General features: G+C 32.9%; 20 protein-coding genes and 2 riboswitches. Of the genes, 8 read left to right on the top strand and 12 right to left on the bottom strand.

The annotated features are described in order from the left end of the window. Positions 1 to 18 precede the first annotated feature (18 nt). Positions 19 to 1,353, bottom strand: a complete 1,335-nt coding sequence (locus K337_RS0104630) for an MATE family efflux transporter (RefSeq protein WP_028855566.1) — start codon at positions 1,351 to 1,353, stop codon at positions 19 to 21. A 453-nt stretch (positions 1,354 to 1,806) separates the two neighbouring features. Here K337_RS0104630 and K337_RS0104625 point away from each other — a divergent pair, with 453 nt between their 5' ends. Both K337_RS0104625 and K337_RS0104620 read left to right on the top strand, forming a co-directional pair. After that, positions 1,807 to 3,171, top strand: a complete 1,365-nt coding sequence (locus tag K337_RS0104625; protein WP_028855565.1) for an alkaline phosphatase — start codon at positions 1,807 to 1,809, stop codon at positions 3,169 to 3,171. 23 nt (positions 3,172 to 3,194) lie between these two features. Further along, the gene (locus K337_RS0104620) at positions 3,195 to 4,310 is read left to right on the top strand and encodes a YibE/F family protein (protein ID WP_028855564.1); all 1,116 of its coding nucleotides are present in this window, start codon (positions 3,195 to 3,197) and stop codon (positions 4,308 to 4,310) included. Positions 4,311 to 4,383: 73 nt separating this feature from the next. Here the strand turns inward: K337_RS0104620 and K337_RS0104615 are convergent, their stop codons facing one another. The 11 genes from K337_RS0104615 to amrA form a co-directional block, all read right to left on the bottom strand. Then, positions 4,384 to 5,133, bottom strand: coding sequence for an ABC transporter ATP-binding protein (locus tag K337_RS0104615; protein WP_037029165.1), 750 nt, complete (start codon positions 5,131 to 5,133; stop codon positions 4,384 to 4,386). Continuing rightward, a complete protein-coding gene (locus K337_RS0104610) occupies positions 5,130 to 6,083 on the bottom strand; it encodes a FecCD family ABC transporter permease (protein ID WP_028855562.1) in 954 nt (317 codons plus the stop codon). The genes K337_RS0104615 and K337_RS0104610 overlap by 4 nt, the downstream gene beginning before the upstream one ends. Positions 6,084 to 6,100: 17 nt before the next feature. Further along, positions 6,101 to 7,165 carry an ABC transporter substrate-binding protein gene (locus K337_RS0104605; RefSeq protein WP_028855561.1) on the bottom strand — a complete coding sequence of 355 codons (1,065 nt, stop codon included), beginning with the start codon at positions 7,163 to 7,165 and terminating at the stop codon, positions 6,101 to 6,103. A gap of 39 nt (positions 7,166 to 7,204) precedes the next feature. Next, positions 7,205 to 7,975, bottom strand: coding sequence for an ABC transporter ATP-binding protein (locus K337_RS0104600; RefSeq protein ID WP_028855560.1), 771 nt, complete (start codon positions 7,973 to 7,975; stop codon positions 7,205 to 7,207). Next, entirely contained in the window at positions 7,969 to 8,982 is a 1,014-nt protein-coding gene (locus tag K337_RS0104595; RefSeq protein WP_028855559.1) for a FecCD family ABC transporter permease, read from the bottom strand. Before K337_RS0104595 ends, K337_RS0104600 begins: the two co-directional genes overlap by 7 nt. 2 nt (positions 8,983 to 8,984) lie before the next feature. Then, entirely contained in the window at positions 8,985 to 9,914 is a 930-nt protein-coding gene (locus K337_RS17695; protein WP_051251612.1) for an ABC transporter substrate-binding protein, read from the bottom strand. Continuing rightward, positions 9,904 to 10,749: a sirohydrochlorin cobaltochelatase gene (locus K337_RS17690; RefSeq protein WP_051251611.1), complete on the bottom strand. Its 846-nt coding sequence runs from the start codon at positions 10,747 to 10,749 to the stop codon at positions 9,904 to 9,906. The genes K337_RS17695 and K337_RS17690 overlap by 11 nt, the downstream gene beginning before the upstream one ends. Before the next feature lie 117 nt (positions 10,750 to 10,866). Next, a riboswitch (cobalamin riboswitch) is annotated at positions 10,867 to 11,047 on the bottom strand. A gap of 155 nt (positions 11,048 to 11,202) precedes the next feature. After that, positions 11,203 to 11,415 (bottom strand): CooT family nickel-binding protein, encoded by a 213-nt coding sequence (locus tag K337_RS0104580; protein ID WP_028855558.1) that lies wholly within the window; start codon positions 11,413 to 11,415, stop codon positions 11,203 to 11,205. A 434-nt stretch (positions 11,416 to 11,849) separates the two neighbouring features. Continuing rightward, positions 11,850 to 12,662 carry an AmmeMemoRadiSam system protein B gene (gene amrB / locus K337_RS17685; protein WP_051251610.1) on the bottom strand — a complete coding sequence of 271 codons (813 nt, stop codon included), beginning with the start codon at positions 12,660 to 12,662 and terminating at the stop codon, positions 11,850 to 11,852. After that, on the bottom strand, positions 12,631 to 13,644 hold the full coding sequence (amrS, locus tag K337_RS17680) for an AmmeMemoRadiSam system radical SAM enzyme (protein WP_051251609.1): 1,014 nt from the start codon (positions 13,642 to 13,644) through the stop codon (positions 12,631 to 12,633). The genes amrB and amrS overlap by 32 nt, the downstream gene beginning before the upstream one ends. Before the next feature lie 4 nt (positions 13,645 to 13,648). Further along, positions 13,649 to 14,176, bottom strand: a complete 528-nt coding sequence (amrA, locus tag K337_RS0104565) for an AmmeMemoRadiSam system protein A (RefSeq protein WP_028855557.1) — start codon at positions 14,174 to 14,176, stop codon at positions 13,649 to 13,651. Positions 14,177 to 14,610: 434 nt separating this feature from the next. Next, positions 14,611 to 14,792: riboswitch (Lysine riboswitch) on the top strand. Between the two features lie 90 nt (positions 14,793 to 14,882). Between amrA and kal the strand changes: the two genes are divergently transcribed. The 6 genes from kal (at position 14,883) to kamC (ending at position 20,946) form a co-directional block, all read left to right on the top strand. Next, positions 14,883 to 15,254, top strand: a complete 372-nt coding sequence (kal, locus tag K337_RS0104555; protein WP_037029463.1) for a 3-aminobutyryl-CoA ammonia lyase — start codon at positions 14,883 to 14,885, stop codon at positions 15,252 to 15,254. 86 nt (positions 15,255 to 15,340) lie between these two features. Beyond that, the gene (kce, locus tag K337_RS0104550; RefSeq protein ID WP_028855555.1) at positions 15,341 to 16,156 is read left to right on the top strand and encodes a 3-keto-5-aminohexanoate cleavage enzyme; all 816 of its coding nucleotides are present in this window, start codon (positions 15,341 to 15,343) and stop codon (positions 16,154 to 16,156) included. 11 nt (positions 16,157 to 16,167) lie between these two features. Next, positions 16,168 to 17,202, top strand: coding sequence for an L-erythro-3,5-diaminohexanoate dehydrogenase (gene kdd, locus K337_RS0104545; protein ID WP_028855554.1), 1,035 nt, complete (start codon positions 16,168 to 16,170; stop codon positions 17,200 to 17,202). Between the two features lie 30 nt (positions 17,203 to 17,232). After that, positions 17,233 to 18,486 (top strand): lysine 2,3-aminomutase, encoded by a 1,254-nt coding sequence (gene kamA, locus K337_RS0104540; protein ID WP_156877363.1) that lies wholly within the window; start codon positions 17,233 to 17,235, stop codon positions 18,484 to 18,486. Continuing rightward, positions 18,476 to 19,507 (top strand): lysine 5,6-aminomutase reactivase subunit KamB, encoded by a 1,032-nt coding sequence (gene kamB / locus K337_RS0104535; protein WP_028855552.1) that lies wholly within the window; start codon positions 18,476 to 18,478, stop codon positions 19,505 to 19,507. Before kamA ends, kamB begins: the two co-directional genes overlap by 11 nt. Beyond that, positions 19,504 to 20,946, top strand: coding sequence for a lysine 5,6-aminomutase reactivase ATPase KamC (kamC, locus tag K337_RS0104530; protein WP_028855551.1), 1,443 nt, complete (start codon positions 19,504 to 19,506; stop codon positions 20,944 to 20,946). Before kamB ends, kamC begins: the two co-directional genes overlap by 4 nt. Positions 20,947 to 20,966 lie beyond the last annotated feature (20 nt).

The raw sequence follows: 20,966 nt of genomic DNA, 5'->3' as shown, positions 1-20,966 counted from the left end.
GTTTTTATATTTTTTATTCTATGCCAACTTATTTATCCATCTCTTACTTACAAACCTTTTCATTCCAATTACAATACGTACAAACTCTTCTGCTAAAGTAGCCAAGTATACTATATATATAGGAAGTCCTAAATAAAAGGCTGCGAATATTGCTCCAGGTATCCCTACCATCCATAGGGCTATAAGATTTATTCCCATGGCGAACTTTGTATCTCCTCCACCTCTTAGAACTCCTACCATTTTAGTCATACTGAGAGCCTTAAATGGGAAAGATATACAGAATGCTATCAATGTATATTGACCAAGTTTCAATACATTTTCATCTACATTATACATCCCAACTAATTTAGAAGAAAGTAAGGCTAGAGGAATTGCTAAAAGAAGTGCTAACCCGAATGAAACTTTATAAAATTTCTTCCCATCAGAATAAGCTTCGTCTAATTTTCCCTGTCCTATTTTATGAGCTATCATCACTGTAGCTGCATTAGCAAATCCAATTATTCCTACTACCGCTAATCTTTCAAAACTATTCTCTATATTTATCGCAGCTAATGATTCTGTTCCTATCCTACCATAGACAGCACTATACACAGTCTGTCCCAATGCCCATAAGATATCATTTACGATAACTGCTCCTGCAGTCACAACAAATAATTTTAATACTACCATATCAAAACTAAAGAATTCCTTTAGTTTTATAGCTATCGGGTACCTTCTTCTATAGATGACTGCTACTACCACTACACACTCTATTCCACGAGCTATAGATGTAGCTAATGCAGCTCCTTCTACCCCTAATTCCGGGAATCCATAATTACCAAATATGAGTAGGTAATTTAATACAATATTTACCACCAACGATAAAAAACTTGTCAACATAGGTAGCTGACTTTCTCCTAATCCTCTGAGTAATATAGAAAATGAAAATGATACCGCTGAAGCCACATATGACCAAGCTACTACCTTAAGATACTTTGATGCAGTTTCTATAACCATTGGATCTTTTGTATAGAGTCCAATGATATACTCCGGTGTAATATATGAAATAAACCAAAAACATAGAGCCATCAATATACTCAGTATAGTAGATATAGATACGATATATTTCACCTTAGAATAATCCTTCTTCCCATGGTATTGGGCAATAAATACAGCTGCTCCACTATTCACTCCCATTATAAATGTTGTCATCAAGAATACTATTTGATTAGCTAAACCTAAGGATGCCACCTGCATTCCTCCTAATTTCCCAATCATAAATACATCTGCCATATTTACAGATGCCAATATTAAACTTTGAATTGTTATTGGCAGTGCCAATATAAGTAACGTTTTGTAAAAACTTCTCTTCATTTTTCCCTCCTAAAAACATATAAACACAAAAAAAAGGCCAACTTTAAAAAGTTGACCCCTAAAGGTTCAACTTAAAATATCAATTCACAGGATGAGCTTTAGCTTAATGATACTCCTGTAGCACCAATGAGATGGACAATTCTGCCTAACGACACTCTCACAGCACCATTGAATCGACTATTTCAAGTCAAACAATGTATTTAATTTTATATTACGATGCACATTATACTACTAGTTTTTACTTTTGTCAACAAAATCAATCTATAAAATTATAAAGAATATATAGCTATTATTTCTATATTTTAGGTGAATTTTTTTTCCCCTTTTTATAAAAAAAAAATTTATATGAAAAATTTAATTTTACATCATCTTTACCTCAAATAGTTCCTCCTTTTACATGCTTTTGTTATAGTAATTCTAGAAACAAATACAAATAAAAAACAGGAGGGAAAAATGAAAAAATTGTTGAGTGGAGTAATATTTTTTTGGGTATCGGTGATGGCTTTAGCTGCACCAAAGTATGTATTTATGTTTATCGGTGATGGATTAGGAGCTTCCCAAAGGCAGATGGCAGAATATTTTGTTCAGCAGGATAAAGGCGATGATTACAAACTAACTATGAACAAAATGCCAGTAGCAGGATTAAACACCACGCACTCAGTTAATAATCTAGTTACAGATTCAGGAGCAGCAGGCACAGCATTAGCAACTGGAGAAAAGACAAATAATGGAATGATTGCAGTTCTTCCAAACGGTATAGAATTAAAGAGTACTTTGGACTATGCACAAGAAGCCGGTAAAGCAATTGGAGTAATAAGTACTACAAGAATTACTCATGCAACTCCTGCAGCATATGTAGCTAAAAATATAAGTAGAGGAAATGAAAATGAGATAGCAGAGGATTTCTCAAAATCAAATGTAGATTTCATAGCAGGTGGAGGATATAGACATTTCGTTTCTTCTAGTACAACAGGTTCAAAAAGAGAAGACGGGAGTTTATTAACTGAAATGAGAAACAATGGCTATAAAACTTTTATTGGTGAAACTTCTTCTAAAGATTTTATAAATTATAAACCTAGTAAAAATGAGAAAGTATTTGCAGCATTAACACTATCACACCTTCCATACGAAGTAGACAGAATGAATACTCAAAAAGATCAACCATCTTTAGCAGATATTACAAATAAAGGAATAGAAGTGCTACAAGCAAGAGATAAAGACGGTTTCTTCATGGTAGTAGAGGGTGGAAGAATAGATCATGCATCACATGCTAATGATGTGGCAGGAACTATATATGATACTTTAGCTTTTGATAAATCTATAGAAGTAGCTATGGAGTTCTATGACAAGCATAAAGAAGATACACTTATAGTTGTAGCTGGAGATCATGAAACAGGTGGATTAGGAATGGGGTACGGATCTGGTAAACCATTAGATCTTGATGTAATAAAAAATGTTAAGGTTTCTATTAATGGTACTCTTGAGAAAATGTACACAGGAGATAGACAAAAATATATGAAGTTCTTAGAAACTAATTTAGGTTTAAATAACTTAACATCAGATGAAAGATCTAGAATGATAAGCGCAATGGATGCTGAAGATAAAAATGTTGACAATGAAAGTTTATATGGTGGATATAATCCAACTGCAATTGCAGCATCACATATTTTAAATGAAAGAGCAGGTGTAGGATTCACTACATTTGATCATACTGGATCACAAATACCTTTATCGGCAATAGGTCAAGGATCTGAAGCTTTTGGAGGTTTCAAAGATAATACAGAAATTGGAAAAGAAATGATAAAACTTTATAATTAATAGATCTACAAAGGAGAGCAATAATGAAAAACCACAATATTATATTATTCTCTTTTATAATAGCTATGTTATTGTATTTTTCAAAGGAGAATATACTAGAAAAAAATGAATATATAGCTAAAATAACTAATGTAAACAACGAACAGTTAATACATAGAGGAGTTTCTAGAATAGGATCACAAATCTTAGGATTAGAAATATTGTCAAAAGATAGAAAAAATCAAAAGATAAAAACTTTAAACCGTTTAAATGGAAGTCCAGAATATGATGAATTTTATAAAGTTGGAGATAAAGCATTAGTTTCAATAGTTGAAAACAATAATAAACTAATAATCACTCCTATTTCTTTATATAGAGTGCCTTCACTATTATTACTATTAATAATATTCTCTATATTCCTAGTACTATATGCTAAAAAAATAGGATTTAAATCATTACTTTCCTTTTTGGCAGCCATTGGAATGATATATTATCAACTTATTCCTCGAATTTTAAGTGGAGATTCCCCCATGATAACTACATTTATATTTATTTCAATCTTAACAGGAATAATAGTATTTTCAGTAGCAGGATTTTCCAAGAAAGGAGGCGTCGCCTTTTTAGGCACTATAACAGGACTGATTGCTGCTTTTCTAATGACACGATTATTTCTAGGTTCTTTATCATTTACAGGTTTAACTATGCCTATGTCACAAGCTCTAATAGCGGCAGGGAACTTCAGCATAAACTTGGTAGAAATTCTCTATAGCGGGATAATAATAAGTGCTTCGGGAGCAGCTATGGATATTGCTATGGATATGGCGGTAAGTATGGAAGAGATCAAAAAGAACTCACCTAATATAACTAAAAAACAATTAATTAAATCGGGGTTTAATATAGGTAATGCTGTAATAGGAACTATGTCTACGACTTTATTATTAGCCTATACAGGGGGAAATATCACAATGATGATGCTCTTAGTTGATAGAGGGTTATCTTTAAACACAATTTTAAACAGTAAATTAGTTTCTGTTGAGATTGCCAAAACCCTTATAGGAACTACATCTCTTCTAATCGTAGCTCCAGTGACAGCTTTTATTGCAGCCTATGTATATATGTATAATCCTGGAATTATAGTTAAAAAAGTAGTGAAATGTTAAAAGCAGCCCAAAGGGCTGCTTTTTTATAAATCTAATAATATATATTTATTGGAAGATAAGTAATGGATAATTTCTATTCTTGAGGAGATATAAAATGTTCCTCATTAATCTTGGTAACTTTAACCTTAACTTCATATAGATTTTCTAAAATTTCACTTTTAAAAGTGCTTTCCTTATCTCCAAAGTGAATCTGTCTACCATTTTTTAATAACAATAACTTATCACAAAATCTCCCTATTAAACTTAAGTCATGAATTATAATTAAGCACCTCATCTTCTTTTTTTTAATAACTTCTTTTATTATTTTTAAAATATTAAATGCATTTGAAAGATCTAAATTACTAGTTGGCTCATCCATTACTATTATTTCAGAGTTTTGCGCCAAGGCCCTAGCAATATAAGTCCTTTGCTTTTCCCCACCACTTAATGAACTCATTTTTCTATTTTTATGCTTTTGTAAATTAAATTTCATTATCAATTCATCTACTATTTTTTTATCTTCCATTGTCTCATTATATTTGATATATGGAATCCTCCCTAACATAATAGTTTCATATACTGTTAAATTATTAGTTTGAGACTCTTGAGGAACGTAAGCTATTTTTCTTCTTTTTTTTATTAAATTGAGCCTCTTTAAATCTTCCCCTTTAAAAAACACTTCTCCTTCTCCCTCTTTTATACCAATTATATTTTTTATAAGGGTAGTTTTACCACTCCCGTTAGATCCTAAAACACCTAATATTTCCCCTTCTTTCACCTGAAAATTGATGTTCTTTATGGAGAATCCTGTTTTATAGTTGTACGATAAATCTTTTACTATCAATTTTCTTCTCCTTTTTTTAATATTAGATGTATAAGTATAGGAACTCCTACATAGCTCATAATAATTCCAATAGGTATTATTAAAGGACTAAATAAAGTTCTTCCAATTGTGTCGGATAATATAACTAATATCCCTCCCATCAACATAGAATAACTTAGGAGATATTTATGATTTTCCCCTACTATTTTTTTAGATATATAAGGAGCTACCAACCCAACAAAACCTATTATTCCACTCATAGAAATAATACTCGCAGTCAAAACTAAAGACAATAACCCTATAACCAACCTTTCCCTTCCTACATTAACTCCTAAAGTAATTGCATAGTCATCATCGCAATTACAAATTAGGTTTAGTCTCCAAGCTTTCTTTTGAAATACAATAAATACTAAGACTAAAAAAATAAAAACAACATAGACATTGCTCCATTCTACCCCATTAAAACTACCAAAAGTCCATTTTACTATAGAAGACAGCTTTTCCTCTGAAGCAATATATTGTAATGTTGAAGTTAGAGCAGCAAAAAAATAATTTAAGGCTATCCCAATAATTATTATAGTTATAGATTCTATTTTATTTCTTAGACTTAAAAAATAAATGATTAAAGCACATATCATAGTAGCTGAAAAAGCTCCTAAAATAATATATAACTCCCTTTCTCCAAATATAACTATAGACAATGCTGCTCCAAATGCTGCAGCTGAAGATACCCCTAATGTAAATGGGCTTGCCATAGGATTTCTAGTAATAACTTGCATAGATGTTCCACAAAGACCTAGGCCCATTCCAGTTAAAACTGAAAAAATAACCCTTGGTCCCCTTAGATAATATAAAATATTTAATTCATTTGAATCTACTTTAAAAATATTTATCCATTCATTTCCCATTGAAATCCCTAAAAATAACAGTATTAATAAAGTAATAATTGCATATACATAATTTCTTTTCATTTCCTCTTCCCATTCTATTATTTATTATTTACAATACTTGGATAAAAATGTCCTTTTATGTCTTTGAACCCTTGATATTCCTCCAACCAAACTCTAAATATCTCATCTGGATCCAAATCTGTTAATATATCTGGATATATCCATTTTGCCATGTATACGGCTCCAATCATCTTAGAAGCTCCTCCATGTCCAAATTGTGACATTAGATATACATCGTTATTTTTCACAGCCGTTATATCACTCCAAGCTTTTCTCTGTTTTATATTTTCAACGGCCTCTTCCATCTGTTCTTTAGATGGTGCTTGATAGACTCCTGTTCCTTTAATTGTACTTTTTAAACTTATATTTTTTACTATTACATCTGGGTTTCTACTAATTACAGCTTCTGAATCTACTTGAGCTACATTTACTTTCCCACCTACATTTTCAAATACATTCTCTCCTCCTGAAGCTACAATCATATTATAGTAGTAACTCCCTGGAAAAGATGTATAATAATCTTTAGCATCTTCCCAATAAACAGTTCTTTTTTTTACACCTTTTAATTTTTTCTGAATATATTCTAATGGTTCATTATGATATCTTTCAAACTTCTCTGCTTCCTTTTCTTTCCCAAATATTATCCCAATATTCTTAACCTGGTTATGAAAATCATTGGTGTCATAACCAGATACCACAATTACTTTTATTCCAAAAGGAGCTAATTTTTTTTCTGCTTCTTTATAAACTCCATTAGATGGTAAAATAACTACTTCAGGTTTTAATTTTATTATTTTTTCATAGTTTAAGCTCTTTTGATTTTTACCTACTACATCTTCTACATTAAAATTACTCCAATACTCCCTATCTTGAGCTGTATTCATGTCAACAGCAATTACTTTATCTATCGCTCCACAAGCTCTAATCAACTCATTGTTATATCTTAGAGTCACTACTGCTCTTTCTACAGGCACTGAAATGTCTATCTGCCTTCCTACATTATCAGTTATAGTAACTAGCTTTCTACTATTTGCTACTGCTAATGTCCCCATAATAAAATTTAATATCATTACTAATAAAAATAACCTCTTTCTATTTTTCATCCTTCCCCCTATTTTATATTTTCGACTTATCCATAAAACTTAATAAACTATCTCAGTTGGAAGATAAGTGATAGATAGTTTCTGAGTGGATATATTCCTTGAAATTTCTGTCTCCACATTAAATACATCCCTAAAAAACTCCCTTGAAAAAACTTCTTCTGCACTTCCTTTATCCCAAAGTTTCCCATTTTTTAAAGCTATTATTTCATCACAGTAAAGGGAAGCTATGTTCATATCATGTACCGCTGCAACTACTGTAATCGATAGAGATTTTAATATCGCCATTATTTGAAGTTGATACCTTATGTCTAAATGATTGGTTGGCTCATCCAGTATTATAATATCAGCTTCTTGAGCTAAAGCCCTTGCAATTAAGGCTCTTTGACGCTCTCCCCCTGAAAGACTTAAAAAAGCCCTCTCTTTATATTCTTTCAGTCCCAGCTTTTCAATTGCTCCACTTACAATTTTTCTATCCTCTCCATTATAAGATCCTAAAAAACTTTTGTGTGGATACCGTCCCATAGTTACCATCTCAGATACGCTAAAATCAAATTCACTTCCTCCATGCTGAGATACCACTGCCATCTCCTTGGCTAGTTCCTTAGAACTAATCACCTTAAGGCATCGGCCTTTTAGATCTATTTTTCCTTCACCTTTTAGAGTTCTATATATATTTTTCAAAAGTGTCGATTTACCGCTGCCATTAGGTCCTACTATTCCTATAAACATTCCCTTTCCTACATCAAAGGATATATTTTCTATTAGATTTTTCTCTTCTATTTCATAGGATAAATTCTTTATCTTTAACATCTCTTCCCTCCAAAATTATATCCTCTTTTTATTATCCATAGAAAAAACGGTCCACCTAGAGCCGAAGTAAGAATTCCAATAGGCAGTTCCTCTGGGATAAAAATAATTCTTGAAACTGTGTCTGCTCCCATGATGAATATCCCACCAAAAATAACACTTAGAGGTATTAATTTTCTATGGGAAGCTCCTGTTACCCTTCTTGTTATATGAGGAATAATCATTCCAACAAATCCAATGGTTCCTGTTAATGCCACTACCGAGCTTGTCAAAAGTGAAGATAGGATAATTAAAAATAACTTCAGTTTTTCTGTTTCTATCCCTAAAATACGAGCCTCTTCCTCCCCTAATAAAAGTAGATCTAACTCTTTGGAGAGACAGAGTCCTATTATGACAGCTAAAATTAGAATAACTCCAGAAAATAATAGTTTATTCCACTGGGCACCACCTAAACTTCCAGTCATCCAAAACATGGCATTTCTCACTTTAGAATCATTTTTTACCCAATAGATAAGTAGATTTATTAGTGATGAAAATACTGCTGATACGGCTATCCCTGTGAGAACTAATCTTCCCGATGAATAATCTCCCCTTGTCAAACGGATCACTATAACAGTAGCTAAAAATGCTCCTAAGAACGCTCCTCCCTCCACAGAAAATCCACCTAAATTAAAAAACATCGCTGTAATGGCTCCTGCTGCTGAACCACTTGAGATACCTAATATATAGGGGTCAGACAAGGGGTTTTTTGTTACTGCCTGCATAAAAACCCCTACTAATGCAAGGGCGCCTCCTGTTATAAATCCTAATATTGCTCTGGGAAATCTGATTTTCCAAATAATAACTTCTATCCCCTTACTCCAGGTTCTTGTAAAGATCTCTAAGTTACTGGCTTTATTAAGGGCTACCTTCCATACAGTGGTAAATGGTATGTCTACTGCACCTAAGTTTACTGCTAAAGTAAATACCATTATTAATACAAGAGCATATATAAAAATCTTTTTTTTCATCTCTACATCTCCTGATAAAATCCATGAGCCAGGTGTTCAATAGCTTTTCCTATCCTTGGCCCCGGTGAAATTTCTGCTAAAGATACAACAACAAATTTATTTTCTTTTACAGCTTCCAGTTCCTTTGTAAATTCATTTTCCTTTAAAAAATCAATTTTTCCTTGGGCTTCATCATTGCCATAATCCACTATTATTACTACATTAGGATCCTTTTCCAAGATGCTTTCCCAGCTTACTGTAGCATAGTTCCCTTGAATATTTTCAAATATATTTTCACCTCCTGCTTTGGTGATGATATCATTTCCAAGGCCAGATCCTGCTACCACAAAAGGAGCTTCCTTTCCTGAATCATAGGCAAATACTCTTATTGTTTTTTTATCTCCTTTCAATTGCTTTGCTTTTTCCACTGTTTTTTTCAAAGAATCAACTATTTTCTCAGCTCTATCTTCTACATCAAATATTTTTCCAAGGGTGATATAATCTTCATAAACATCTTCTACTTTTGCTCCCTTTTCTAAAGATGAGATTATATATGGATTTACTCCATTTTCCATTAGTTCTTCTACTCCTGCAAGTCTTTTAGGATTCAACGATGAATGCCATCCGCTTACAAAATCAGGCTCAACAGAATAAAAAACTTCTTTAGATGGGTATCTCTCAGAAAGTATAGGCACTTTATTATAGGCCTCTTTTAATTCTGAAAGAATTTCATTATCTGCCCAGCATGTCCCGGCCATCTTGTCCTCTAATCCCAATGAAAGAAGAATTTCTGTCATAAAATGGGAAGTTGTCACTGCTCTTTTAGGAGATTCAGTAAAAGTAACCTCATATTTTTTATTTCCGTCACTAAAATTTACAGTAACAGGTGTATATGCATAAGATACCAAAGATAAACTCAAATATACTCCCGCAATAATATTTTTAATTTTCATTATTTTCCCCCTTTAAAATATTTTCTTTCTTTTTCTTTATATCTTCAACCTCAAACTTTATAAGGTCATCTATATGATCAATGAAAAGATCCTGTACCTCTCTTCTCTCTCCCATTCCTATCATAGAAACTTCTATTCCTATCCCCTTTTCTTCCAATGCCTCTTTCCAGTCTCCAGCTATATCTTCCTCTGCATGAACTCCTGCTACTACCATCAAAGGAACTAAAGTTGCCTCTTTTATCCCATTCATTTCCAGATCTTCCATAACTTCTTCTAATCCAGGGTACCCCTCTACTGTCCCTACAAAAATATGTTTATATCCTTTTTTCTGTATGGTATATTGGAGCATCCCATAGGCTGAAGCTGCATGATGATCCGTCCCATGACCTATTAAAACAATTGGTCTATCCGAATATTCTTTATTAAAAATATCAGCTACATCCATATAATCTTTTGTCTGAGTCAAGAGGCCAGAACCAATTTTAATCTCTTTAAACTCGCCTTTATATTCATCTACCTCTTGCTTCATACAGTCTGCTTCAATTCCATTTATTATATGAGTTGCTTGTACTATAATATGAGTAAATCCCTCTTCTTTCATTTTTTTTATTGCTTCATTTGGAGTTAATTTTCTGATCCCCTCCTCTTTGAATATTTTCTTTATTATCATCCTCGATGTATAAGCTTCCCTAATCTCAAACTCTTTAAACTCTTTTTCTATACGCTTGTTAATTGTTTCCAAAGAATTTTCTCTTGCTTTTTTTCTACTGGTCCCAAAATGAACCAACAAAATTCCCCTCTTTATTCTTCCTTCTTTTTTTTCTGCCAACACCATCTTCACAACTCCCCCAATTAATTTTATAATCTTCCAGGTAATAAAAAAACCCTGAGTAACCTCAGGGTAAAGATACGACAAAAAAAGTAGTATCTATACCCTCGTCCTCGCAAGTAATATAAAAAATAATTTAAGGCAGGTATCCTGGCTCAGTTTCATCCTACAAGCAACCTTCCCAGAGGTAATTCTCCAGTGGTATTTGCCTTCGTCAACTTTACAGTGGCGGGACCGCGGAGGCATCTAACCTCTCTTCCCTTTTAAACTCCATTAAAGAAGTACCTTAAAATAATTTATCATTCAGATGAACTATACTAGTTCTTTTTTCAAAAGTCAACATTTTTATTTTTTAATAAAATCTATACATTTTTTTATTCTAACAAATCTGCTTTAAAATTATTTAAACACAAAAAAACACGGATATCCCGTGTCTAATTAAAATATATATAAGTAGTTCTAGAAGTTAAGTGGTGCTAATCTATATGTTTCTCTGACTGCATTCCCTTCAATCACTAATTTTGAATTTGTCATCTCTATTACTTTTCCTGCTATTACTTTTTCCTTACCTTTGAAATTCTTTACAATAAATGCCCCGTTTTCTTTTTTAAAAGAAACCATATTTTCCATAACTACCTTTGTCTCATTTAAATTTTTAAAAAATAATTTCATTTCCATCCCTCCTGATATATCTTAAATAAATAATAATTTAATTTTATATACATATAATATATCATTATAACTTTAAAGTCAAGTATTATTTATTTAATTTATCATTATATATATTAAACATATCTTAAATATATGAAAGATGCGCTCTTCAGTTTTATTTTAAATCATTTTGTGTTTTTTACAAACTAAAAAAGTATAGGTTCATGCTTTTAATATATAAATAGATGTTGAACGATATATTAAAAGCATGTTTTTCTATTTGAATTGATCATTAATTTCTCCTTATTTAATATATTTTAGTACTCAACTAAAAAAAACGTGATGTTATATCCAAACAAGCTCAACCTAATTTTTTATAAATTTTATTTATTTTGTCCCCTAGATAATAAAAAAAGGTAAAAGGATAGACTCCTCTTACCTTTAAAATCAAATATTTACTTATATACTAAAAAAGTTATATAGTCTACAACCTCCTCCATGGGATAATTCTCCCCTGAATTCCCCCTCCTTAAAATTTCTACCTTAGGATCCCCTGCCACCAATTTACTATACTCTAAAAGAGTCATAATAGGTCCATATCCGCATATACTTAGATTATATTCTTCTACTGTCTCCTCCAGTCCTTGGCTATCTAGTTCCATTATCCTGTCTATGGCTAACTGATCTAATTTATATCCCAATTCTTTTTTTACATAGTGGGAAAAGTCAGAAGATGCTATCACCAGAATTTTTTTTCCTTGTTTTTTAGCAGTTTCATATATTTTTTCAGCCAGATATTTCGCATTTTTATAACTTTGAATCTTCATTGTTATAGGAACTATTTTAAATTTACTCTCTATAAAGTATTTTAAAAACGGCAGCATGACCTCTCCAGAATGTTCATATTTATGTGCATCTTCCGAATATGACAAATCCAATTCTTTTTCAAAATCAAGGTCTATCTCCAAGTCACCCATAGGAGAACCCCAGATTTTATTTGTATCTAGACTTATAGCCCCTCCATAACCTGTATGACTAGGATTTACTATAATTACAGTCTCAATGTCTTTTCCCTTTAAGGTATTAAAAAAATGAACTGCAGATGGTCCTGAAAATTCATAACCTGCATGGGGGACTATTCCTCCTAATATCTCACAATCTATTTTTTTAGGAGATTCTATTCTTAAAAAAAATTCAATCATCTCTTCAATTTCTTCTTTTTTAGAAGGGTAAAACTTACCCTTTACAAACTCCTCCCTTTTTTTCATAGCTCCCTCCCGTCTCCACGACCTTCTCTCCACACTTTTTACATCGGCCATCCTCACCTAATCCTAGCATTTCTACATTCCATCCATCCCTTTGAACAAGTAAATTTCCACAACTACAGACTGTATCTAAGTCTATCCCTGCATTCCCTATATATACATAGTTCAAGTATTTTTTAGCTACCTCATGAAATTCTAAAAGAAGTTTTTTTTCTGTCGCTGGAGTCTTCAGCTTATAACTAGGATAATATCCATTTATATGTAAAACAATATTTGATCCCAATTCATCCCTTACCCACTTAACCATCTCTATAAATGTCTCCCTATCATCATTTAGTTTAGGCACCAATAAAAACTCTATCTCTAGATGCTTATTCCTCCCAGTTATTACTTTCAAGGTGTTTTTAACTCCTTCTAAAGTCCCACCTAATTCAGAGTAAACTTCTTCTGTAAATCCTTTTAAATCTACACTAAACCCATCTATATATGGAGTTAATTCCAACAGAGGTTCCCTTTCTATAAATCCATTGGTTATCATCATAGTTTTTTTAGAGCAGCATTTCGCTAATTTTGCCACATCCAGCATAAATTCATACCAAACGGTAGGTTCGTTATAGGTAAATGCTACTCCAAATCCTTTAAAATTTCTCAATATATCCTCATAGGTATATTCCTTAGCTCGTATTCCTTTAAATTCCTTAGCTATCTCATAATTTTGACAATAAGCACAATTCATATTGCATCCTATACTTCCAATGGATAAAACCTCTTCTCCTGGATAAAAATGATAAAACGGCTTTTTTTCAATGGGGTCCATATTAAGAGCCGAAATCATCCCATAGTTTTTAGTCATCAGGGTTCCGCCGATATTCTGCCTTACACCACATCTGCCCACACTGCCATCCTCTAATATACACCTATGAGGGCATAGTTCACAGCCTATTTTTTTATCCTTTAACCTCTTATAAAATAAAGCTTCTTTCATCTTCTCACCTATACCTTTTCACAGTAAATTTTTTTATAACCAATCCGGGGTTACGGGTTATTCCAGCTTTATTCATAGCTACCTCTATCTGCTGCTCTACACTATCTATTCCCTCTAAATCCGGTAAAAGTACCCCTTGAGATCTTCCATCACTTATTAATATCCCGTATTTTTTAGGATCTAATTCTTTTATATCCTCTACCTCCTCCATAGGAGAGAGAACATCTACAGAAATTTCCAACCTCTCTAACTCATCTTTTTTTAATGCTTCAAATCTAGGGTCGTTAAAGGCAGCTGAGATGGCATTTCCTCTTATCTCCTCCAATAAATTTTCTCGATATGGTATCATGGTTCCTATACATCCCCTCAGAGCACCTTCCTTGTACAAGGTGACGAAACAAGGTTTTTTTTCCATCAATTCCTGGATCTCCTTATATTTATCTTCTTTCACCTCACTTTGTCCATCTAAACCTAATTTAGCTATAATAGTTTCTAAAGCTACTTCTACATATATACTCCTCGGTTTATACATATAACTACCTCCTAAAAAATATTTATTCCTTATTCTTTATTTGATAAATTCAATAAACTTCCTTTTTTATTAAATTTTTATTTTTTGATTTTCATAGATAATTATGATTAAAAAAAATTAATCAATTATATAACTTTATTATGATAACTATTCATTTGAAATATATTAGATAAAATAAAACTTCCTTAAAAAATAACAATATTATAATTAAATTTTTATTTTATCCTTGATACCTTTGGCTTTAAAAAAATAAGTTTATCAATTAACTAGGTAAATAGATAGGTAGTGTCAGAAAAAGACTTTCCCTTATACTTCCTCCCCACGAGGATAAAATTATTTTTTTCACTTGACTTTGTGTTCTTTATATAGTAAAAATGTATTGTAACGAATCTATGAATGAGTTTTCATTTTCTTAGATAGGTTACATAAATAAAATATATAATAGAGGAGCATTTATTGTGGTAACTTTTAACATCTTAAAGATCAAAGGATCTTCTGAAGTTAAAAGTGAAGGACTTAATTGCCGAAAGGTTGGATCTGCTAGAGCTAACCTTGGTTAATATGGGAAAATCCATCTTGACTGTCACAACTTTAGTTGTGGAGAGCTATTTCTTTTTAGTTCTTGGTAATTTTCTGTCTTAAATCATAGATAGGTGTTTTTTTTGATGCAAAAAATAAAAAGGGGGAATGAGTTGTGAAAGAAGTAATGATTAGATTGAGGATGAGTACCCACGATGCTCATTATGGGGGTAACTTAGTAGATGGTGCCAGAATGCTAGGTTTATTTGGAGATGTAGCTACCGAGCTCCTCATCAGACAAGATGGAGACGAGGGATTATTTAAAGCCTATGACAACGTTGAGTTTATGGCTCCAGTATATGCAGGAGATTTTATCGAGGCTGTCGGTTATATAGAAAAAGTCGGGAACACATCTAGAAGGATGGTTTTTGAAGCTAGAAAGGTTATCATTCCTAGAGTTGACATCAGTGATTCTGCTTGTGAAGTCTTAGAAGAACCAATTGTTGTTTGCAGAGCCACTGGAACTTGTGTAACACCTAAAGATAAACAAAGAAATTAAAAGCGTGACGCTTTACCCAGATAAGCGTAATTTAAATTTTTAAAGTTAATTTATGCTTTCTTAGAGAATAAAAAAGGGAGGCAATGATGGAAAAGTTAATCATAACAGCTGCCATATGTGGTGCTGAAGTTACTAAGGAACACAACCCTAACGTTCCTTATACTGTAGAAGAGATTGTAGAGCAAGCATACGGGGCATATATAGAGGGAGCCAGTATCATACATCTTCATGTGAGAGAAGATGACGGTACTCCTACCCAGTCAAAAGAAAGATTTAAACTATGTATAGACGCTATCAAGGAAAAATGTCCAGACGTTATTGTCCAACCATCTACCGGTGGAGCTGTGGGGATGACCAATGAAGAAAGATTACAGCCTACAGAATTACACCCTGAGATGGCAACATTAGACTGTGGGACTTTAAATTTTGGCGGAGACGAAGTTTTTACTAATACAGAAAATACCATCAAAGAATTTGGTGAAAAGATGATAGAAAGAAATGTCAAACCTGAATTGGAATGTTTTGACAAATCTATGATTGAAATGGCTGTTAGATTAAATAAAAAAGGATTCATCAAGTCTCCTATGCACTTTAGTTTTGTAATGGGAGTTAATGGAGGAATCGGAGGAGAGTTAAGAGACTTCTTATTCTTAAGAGACAGCTTACCTTGCGGATCTACTTATTCAGTTGCCGGTCTTGGACGATTTGAATTTTCATTGGCTACAGCAGCTATCATAAGTGGCGGTCATGTAAGAGTTGGTTTTGAGGATAACATCTATTTAGAAAAAGGTGTCTTGGCTGAATCTAATGGTGTCTTAGTAGCCAAAGTAGTAAGGATTGCCAAGGAGCTCGGAAGACAAATTGCAACACCAGCAGAAGCAAGAGTTATATTAGGATTATAAGGGGGAGCAAAATGATAAAAGGATGTCCATTTGGAACACACAGAGTAATAGAACCTATGGGAACTATGCCACAGGCTGCAGTAAAAATTGATAACACAATGAAGATTAAAAATAACGAGTTATTACTTGATGTAATGACATTAAATATTGATTCAGCGTCATTCACACAAATAAAAGATGCGTGCAATAAAGATATAGATAAGATGACTACTATGATCAATGAGATTGTAGGAGAGAGAGGAAAGATGCAAAACCCAGTAACTGGATCTGGGGGAATGTTGATCGGTGTTGTTAAAGAGATCGGTTCTGATTTTCCTGATAAAACTTTAAAAGTAGGAGATAAATTAGCTACCTTAGTTTCATTATCCCTTACACCATTAAAGATTGATAAGATTAACAATGTAAATGTATCTAACGACCAAGTTGATATAGATGGACAAGCTATTTTATTTGAAACCGGTATCTACTCTGTTTTACCTACAGATATCCCTGAAAAATTAGCTTTAGCTGCACTGGATGTAGCTGGTGCTCCTGCTCAAGTAGAAAGATTAGTTAAAGAAGGTGACACAGTTTGTATCATCGGCGGAGGTGGAAAATCTGGTGTTTTATGTGCTTATCAAGCCATGGTAAATGCTGGAGATTCTGGTAAAGTTATCGTAATTGAATACAGTGAAGAAAATGCAAAGAGAATATTAGATATGAAACTAGCTCACCATGTAATTATCGCAGACGCTACTAAACCTGTTGAAGTTTATGAAAAAGTAAAGGAGATTACAGGGGACGACGTATGTGACGTAGTTATTAATAATGTAAATGTAGCTAACACAGAGATGTCATCTATCCTTATTACAAAGGACGATGGGGTAGTTTATTTCTTCTCTATGGCAACATCATTTACAAAAGCAGCTTTAGGAGCTGAAGGTGTAGGAAAAGACGTACAAATGATCGTAGGAAATGGATACGCTAAGGGGCATGCTGACCTTACATTAGGTATCATACGTGAATCTAAAACTATCAGAAACTTATTTGAAAAATTATATGTATAAAAAATAAAAAGGGGGGGCAACAAAATTATGATGAATTTAAACTACGAAAGCAGAAGAAAAGAATTATTTCCAAATGTAAGTGATGAACAATGGAATGACTGGCAATGGCAAGTAAGAAATAGAATTGAAACTTTAGAAGATTTAAAAAAATATTTTGACCTATCACCAGAAGAGGAAGAGGGAGTAAAAACAGCTAACTCTATCCTTAGAATGGGAATCACTCCATATTATTTAACATTGATCGATCCAACAAATCCAAAATGTCCTGTAAGACAACAGGCAATACCTACAGCTGCTGAGGTACATAAGGCAGATGCTGACCTAGATGACCCTCTACATGAAGATGAGGATTCACCGGTTCCAGGACTTACTCATAGATACCCAGATAGAGTATTATTATTAGTTACAGATATGTGTTCTATGTATTGCAGACATTGCACTAGAAGAAGATTTGCAGGTCAAACAGACGCTGCTTTAGGAATGGAAAAAATAGATACAGCTATCGATTACATCGCTAAAACTCCTGTAATCAGAGATGTATTACTTTCTGGAGGAGACGCTCTACTTATTTCAGATGAAAAATTAGAGTATATCTTCAAAAGATTAAGAGCTATTCCACATGTTCAAATAGTAAGAATCGGGTCTAGAACTCCAGTTGTATTACCTCAAAGAATTACTCCTGAACTAGTAAATATGATGAAAAAATACCATCCAGTTTGGTTAAATACTCACTTCAATCATTCAGATGAGATCACATCTGCTTCTAAAGCTGCATGTGAATTGATGGCTGATGGAGGAATCCCATTAGGAAATCAATCTGTTTTACTTAGAGGAATAAATGACTGTACTCATATCATGAAAGAGTTAGTTCAAGACCTAGTAGCTATAAGAGTAAGACCTTACTATATCTATCAATGTGACCTTTCAGTAGGGTTAGAACACTTCAGAACTCCTGTATCTAAAGGAATTGAGATCATTGAAGGTCTTCGTGGACATACGTCTGGATACGCTATTCCAACATTTGTTGTAGACGCTCCTGGTGGTGGAGGTAAGACTCCTGTTATGCCGCAATATATTATCTCTCAAAGTCCAAAAAGAGTTGTTCTTAGAAACTTTGAAGGAGTTATCACAACATATACAGAGCCAAAACCATATGAAGATAAATGTGACTGCAAACACTGTCAAGAAGAGAGACAACACCTTGGAATAGCTAAACTATTAGATGGTAAACAACTAGCTATCGAGCCTAAGGTACTTGACAGACATATCAGAAATGAACACTAAGAAAATGATTACTTCCCTACTCCCCTATAATAGTATATCTATTATAGGGATGGAAAAAAACTCAGGGAAAACTACCACTTTAAATTATATATTAAAAAATTTAAAGGGAACTAAAGTTATCGGCCTCACTTCTATTGGACGTGATGGTGAAGACTGTGACAGAGTGACTAATACACATAAACCTAAAATCTATGTGGAAAAGGGCAGTATAGTTGCTACAGCTAAAAATTTACTTTGTAAATGTGATATAACAAAGGAAATTTTAGCTGCCACAGGTATCTCTACCCCTATGGGTGAAATAATAATTATGAGAGCTTTAAGCAATGGATTTGTAGATGTGGCTGGTCCCTCCTACAATTCCGCTCTCATAAAAGTAAGAGATCTTATGTTAGATTTTGGGTGTGACTTAGTCCTCATTGATGGTGCACTGAGTCGAAAAGGCAGTGCAGGAAATTTAGTTTCAGAGGCCTCTATATTGGCTACTGGAGCTAGTTTTTCCCCTGATCTTACAAAGGTAGTGGAAGAAAGCAGTCATAATGTAAAAATGTTACAGTTACCAAAATGTTCTGATAACATAGCAGATTTAACCAGAGAGATATTAAAAACAGGGAAGATTGGATTTGTAGATACCCAATCAAATATAGAGGTCTTAGACCTCCCTACTTCCCTTAATTCTCATAGGGAGATAGTCGATGCAGTCAAACCTAATCACAAATATTTAGTTTTAGGAGGTGCTGTATCCAAGGGATTGATAGAATCTATCATACAAAATAGAGAGTTGTTTAAAAGTTTTACGATCGTTATAGAAGATGGAACAAAAATTTTTATAGATTCTAATATGTATCATAAATTATCTATGATACCAGTCAAATTAGAGGTCCTAGACAGTATTAATCTCCTGTATTTGACCTGTAATCCCACATCCCCTTATGGATATTCATTTGAGAGTGAAAAATTTTGTGAACTATTAAAAACATCTATAGATATAGATGTTGTAGATGTTGTAGGAGGAGAACTATGAGATACCTTGATCTTAAAAACAGAGAAAAAATTGGGTTGGAATATCTCACAAATAATCTGACTACAATATCTCCATATGGTAACCAAAAGAAAAGAGATATTGTTCCCATAGAGGAAGCTGAGATTTTAGAAGAAATTTTCAATCATTTGGAATTTTTTATAGACAGGTGTCAGCAGAATAAAAGAGAGATCCAGAAGATAGAGCTTCTCCTTATGAAATTAAAAAATATATCCAATATAGTTTTTAATCTTCAAAAAGGAAAAATTTTAGATGAGGTTGAGTTATTCGAATTAAAGATAAATACTATGATCTTTATGGAGATTAAAAGTATCTCAAACGATATATTTTTAAAAGATTTTCACCTTGTTGATCTAAGTCCCATTGTAGATATTTTAGACCCGGGATCAAAAAAAATCCCTACCTTCCATATCTATAACGAATATTCAGAAAAATTAAAAACTATCAGAGATAAAAAATCAGAGATTGAAAAACTAATCTTTTCAACTACAGATAACGAATTACAGATAAGACTAAAGGAAGAAAGAAGAGAGATTGTTGTTCTAGAAAATTGTGAAGAATCTGAAGTCAAAATAGATATAAGCAAACAATTAGTCTCTTATACTTCCGATATCCTTATCGATATCGATAAAATTAAAGATATTGACTTTACCTTGGCTAAAGCAAAACTTGCTATAAAATATGGAGCTAACAGGCCTAAAATAGGTGAACACATCGAATTTATCGGGATGTTTAATCCAGAAATTTTAGAAACTTTAAAGGTTAAAAACCAAGAATTTCAAAAATTAGATATCCTATTAAAAAATGGTAATACTATCTTAACAGGAGCTAATATGGGAGGGAAAAGTGTTATTTTAAAAACCCTTACCCTTAATCTGATCCTGGCCCAAATGGGATTTTATGTTTTTTCAGATCATGCAACTATACCTATCTTAAAGTTTATACAGTTTTTATCCGACGATATTCAAGACGTTTCCAAAGGACTCAGTAGTTTTGGAGCTGAAATAATGAAACTCAGGGAGATTACAGGATGTCTTACAACTTATGACAAGGGATTTATTGCACTGGATGAATTTGCTCGGGGTACCAACCCAAGTGAAGGTAAAAAATTTGTAAAGGGATTATCCAACTATATGAAAAACTTTGATAGTTTTTCAATCATGGCAACTCACTATGATGGTGTAGTGGACGATTCGACTCCTCACTATCAGGTTGTCGGATTAAAGAATATAGATTTTGACAGTTTAAAAAGAAAGATTGATCTGAATAATCAGAATTCAATCTCTCTGATCCAAAAACATATGGATTATTCCATAGAAAAGATTCATTCTAACTTTGAAGTTCCAAAAGATGCACTCAATGTAGCAGCACTAATTGGAATCGATGAGAATTTAAAAGACATAATAAAAAATTTATACTAATCCCTCATCCTTCTAAAGGA

Source organism: Psychrilyobacter atlanticus DSM 19335, from assembly GCF_000426625.1.
Classification (GTDB): Bacteria; Fusobacteriota; Fusobacteriia; order Fusobacteriales; family Fusobacteriaceae; genus Psychrilyobacter; species Psychrilyobacter atlanticus.
Note: the sequence above shows the minus strand (reverse complement) of the source record. Positions and strands in the feature narration are given on the sequence as shown.

Coding starts and splice junctions, on each gene's coding strand:
- kce (WP_028855555.1), top strand. CDS start 15,341: ATGGAAAAGTTAATCATAACAGCTGCCATATGTGGTGCTGAAGTTACT.
- kamC (WP_028855551.1), top strand. CDS start 19,504: ATGAGATACCTTGATCTTAAAAACAGAGAAAAAATTGGGTTGGAATAT.
- K337_RS0104595 (WP_028855559.1), bottom strand. CDS start 8,982: ATGAAAAAAAAGATTTTTATATATGCTCTTGTATTAATAATGGTATTT.
- K337_RS0104610 (WP_028855562.1), bottom strand. CDS start 6,083: ATGAAAAGAAATTATGTATATGCAATTATTACTTTATTAATACTGTTA.
- kamB (WP_028855552.1), top strand. CDS start 18,476: ATGAACACTAAGAAAATGATTACTTCCCTACTCCCCTATAATAGTATA.
- amrB (WP_051251610.1), bottom strand. CDS start 12,662: ATGAAAAAAAGGGAGGAGTTTGTAAAGGGTAAGTTTTACCCTTCTAAA.
- amrA (WP_028855557.1), bottom strand. CDS start 14,176: ATGTATAAACCGAGGAGTATATATGTAGAAGTAGCTTTAGAAACTATT.
- K337_RS0104600 (WP_028855560.1), bottom strand. CDS start 7,975: ATGTTAAAGATAAAGAATTTATCCTATGAAATAGAAGAGAAAAATCTA.
- K337_RS0104580 (WP_028855558.1), bottom strand. CDS start 11,415: ATGAAATTATTTTTTAAAAATTTAAATGAGACAAAGGTAGTTATGGAA.
- K337_RS17695 (WP_051251612.1), bottom strand. CDS start 9,914: ATGAAAATTAAAAATATTATTGCGGGAGTATATTTGAGTTTATCTTTG.
- K337_RS0104630 (WP_028855566.1), bottom strand. CDS start 1,353: ATGAAGAGAAGTTTTTACAAAACGTTACTTATATTGGCACTGCCAATA.
- kamA (WP_156877363.1), top strand. CDS start 17,233: ATGAATTTAAACTACGAAAGCAGAAGAAAAGAATTATTTCCAAATGTA.
- K337_RS17690 (WP_051251611.1), bottom strand. CDS start 10,749: ATGGTGTTGGCAGAAAAAAAAGAAGGAAGAATAAAGAGGGGAATTTTG.
- kal (WP_037029463.1), top strand. CDS start 14,883: ATGATTAGATTGAGGATGAGTACCCACGATGCTCATTATGGGGGTAAC.
- K337_RS0104625 (WP_028855565.1), top strand. CDS start 1,807: ATGAAAAAATTGTTGAGTGGAGTAATATTTTTTTGGGTATCGGTGATG.
- K337_RS0104620 (WP_028855564.1), top strand. CDS start 3,195: ATGAAAAACCACAATATTATATTATTCTCTTTTATAATAGCTATGTTA.
- K337_RS0104605 (WP_028855561.1), bottom strand. CDS start 7,165: ATGAAAAATAGAAAGAGGTTATTTTTATTAGTAATGATATTAAATTTT.
- kdd (WP_028855554.1), top strand. CDS start 16,168: ATGATAAAAGGATGTCCATTTGGAACACACAGAGTAATAGAACCTATG.
- amrS (WP_051251609.1), bottom strand. CDS start 13,644: ATGAAAGAAGCTTTATTTTATAAGAGGTTAAAGGATAAAAAAATAGGC.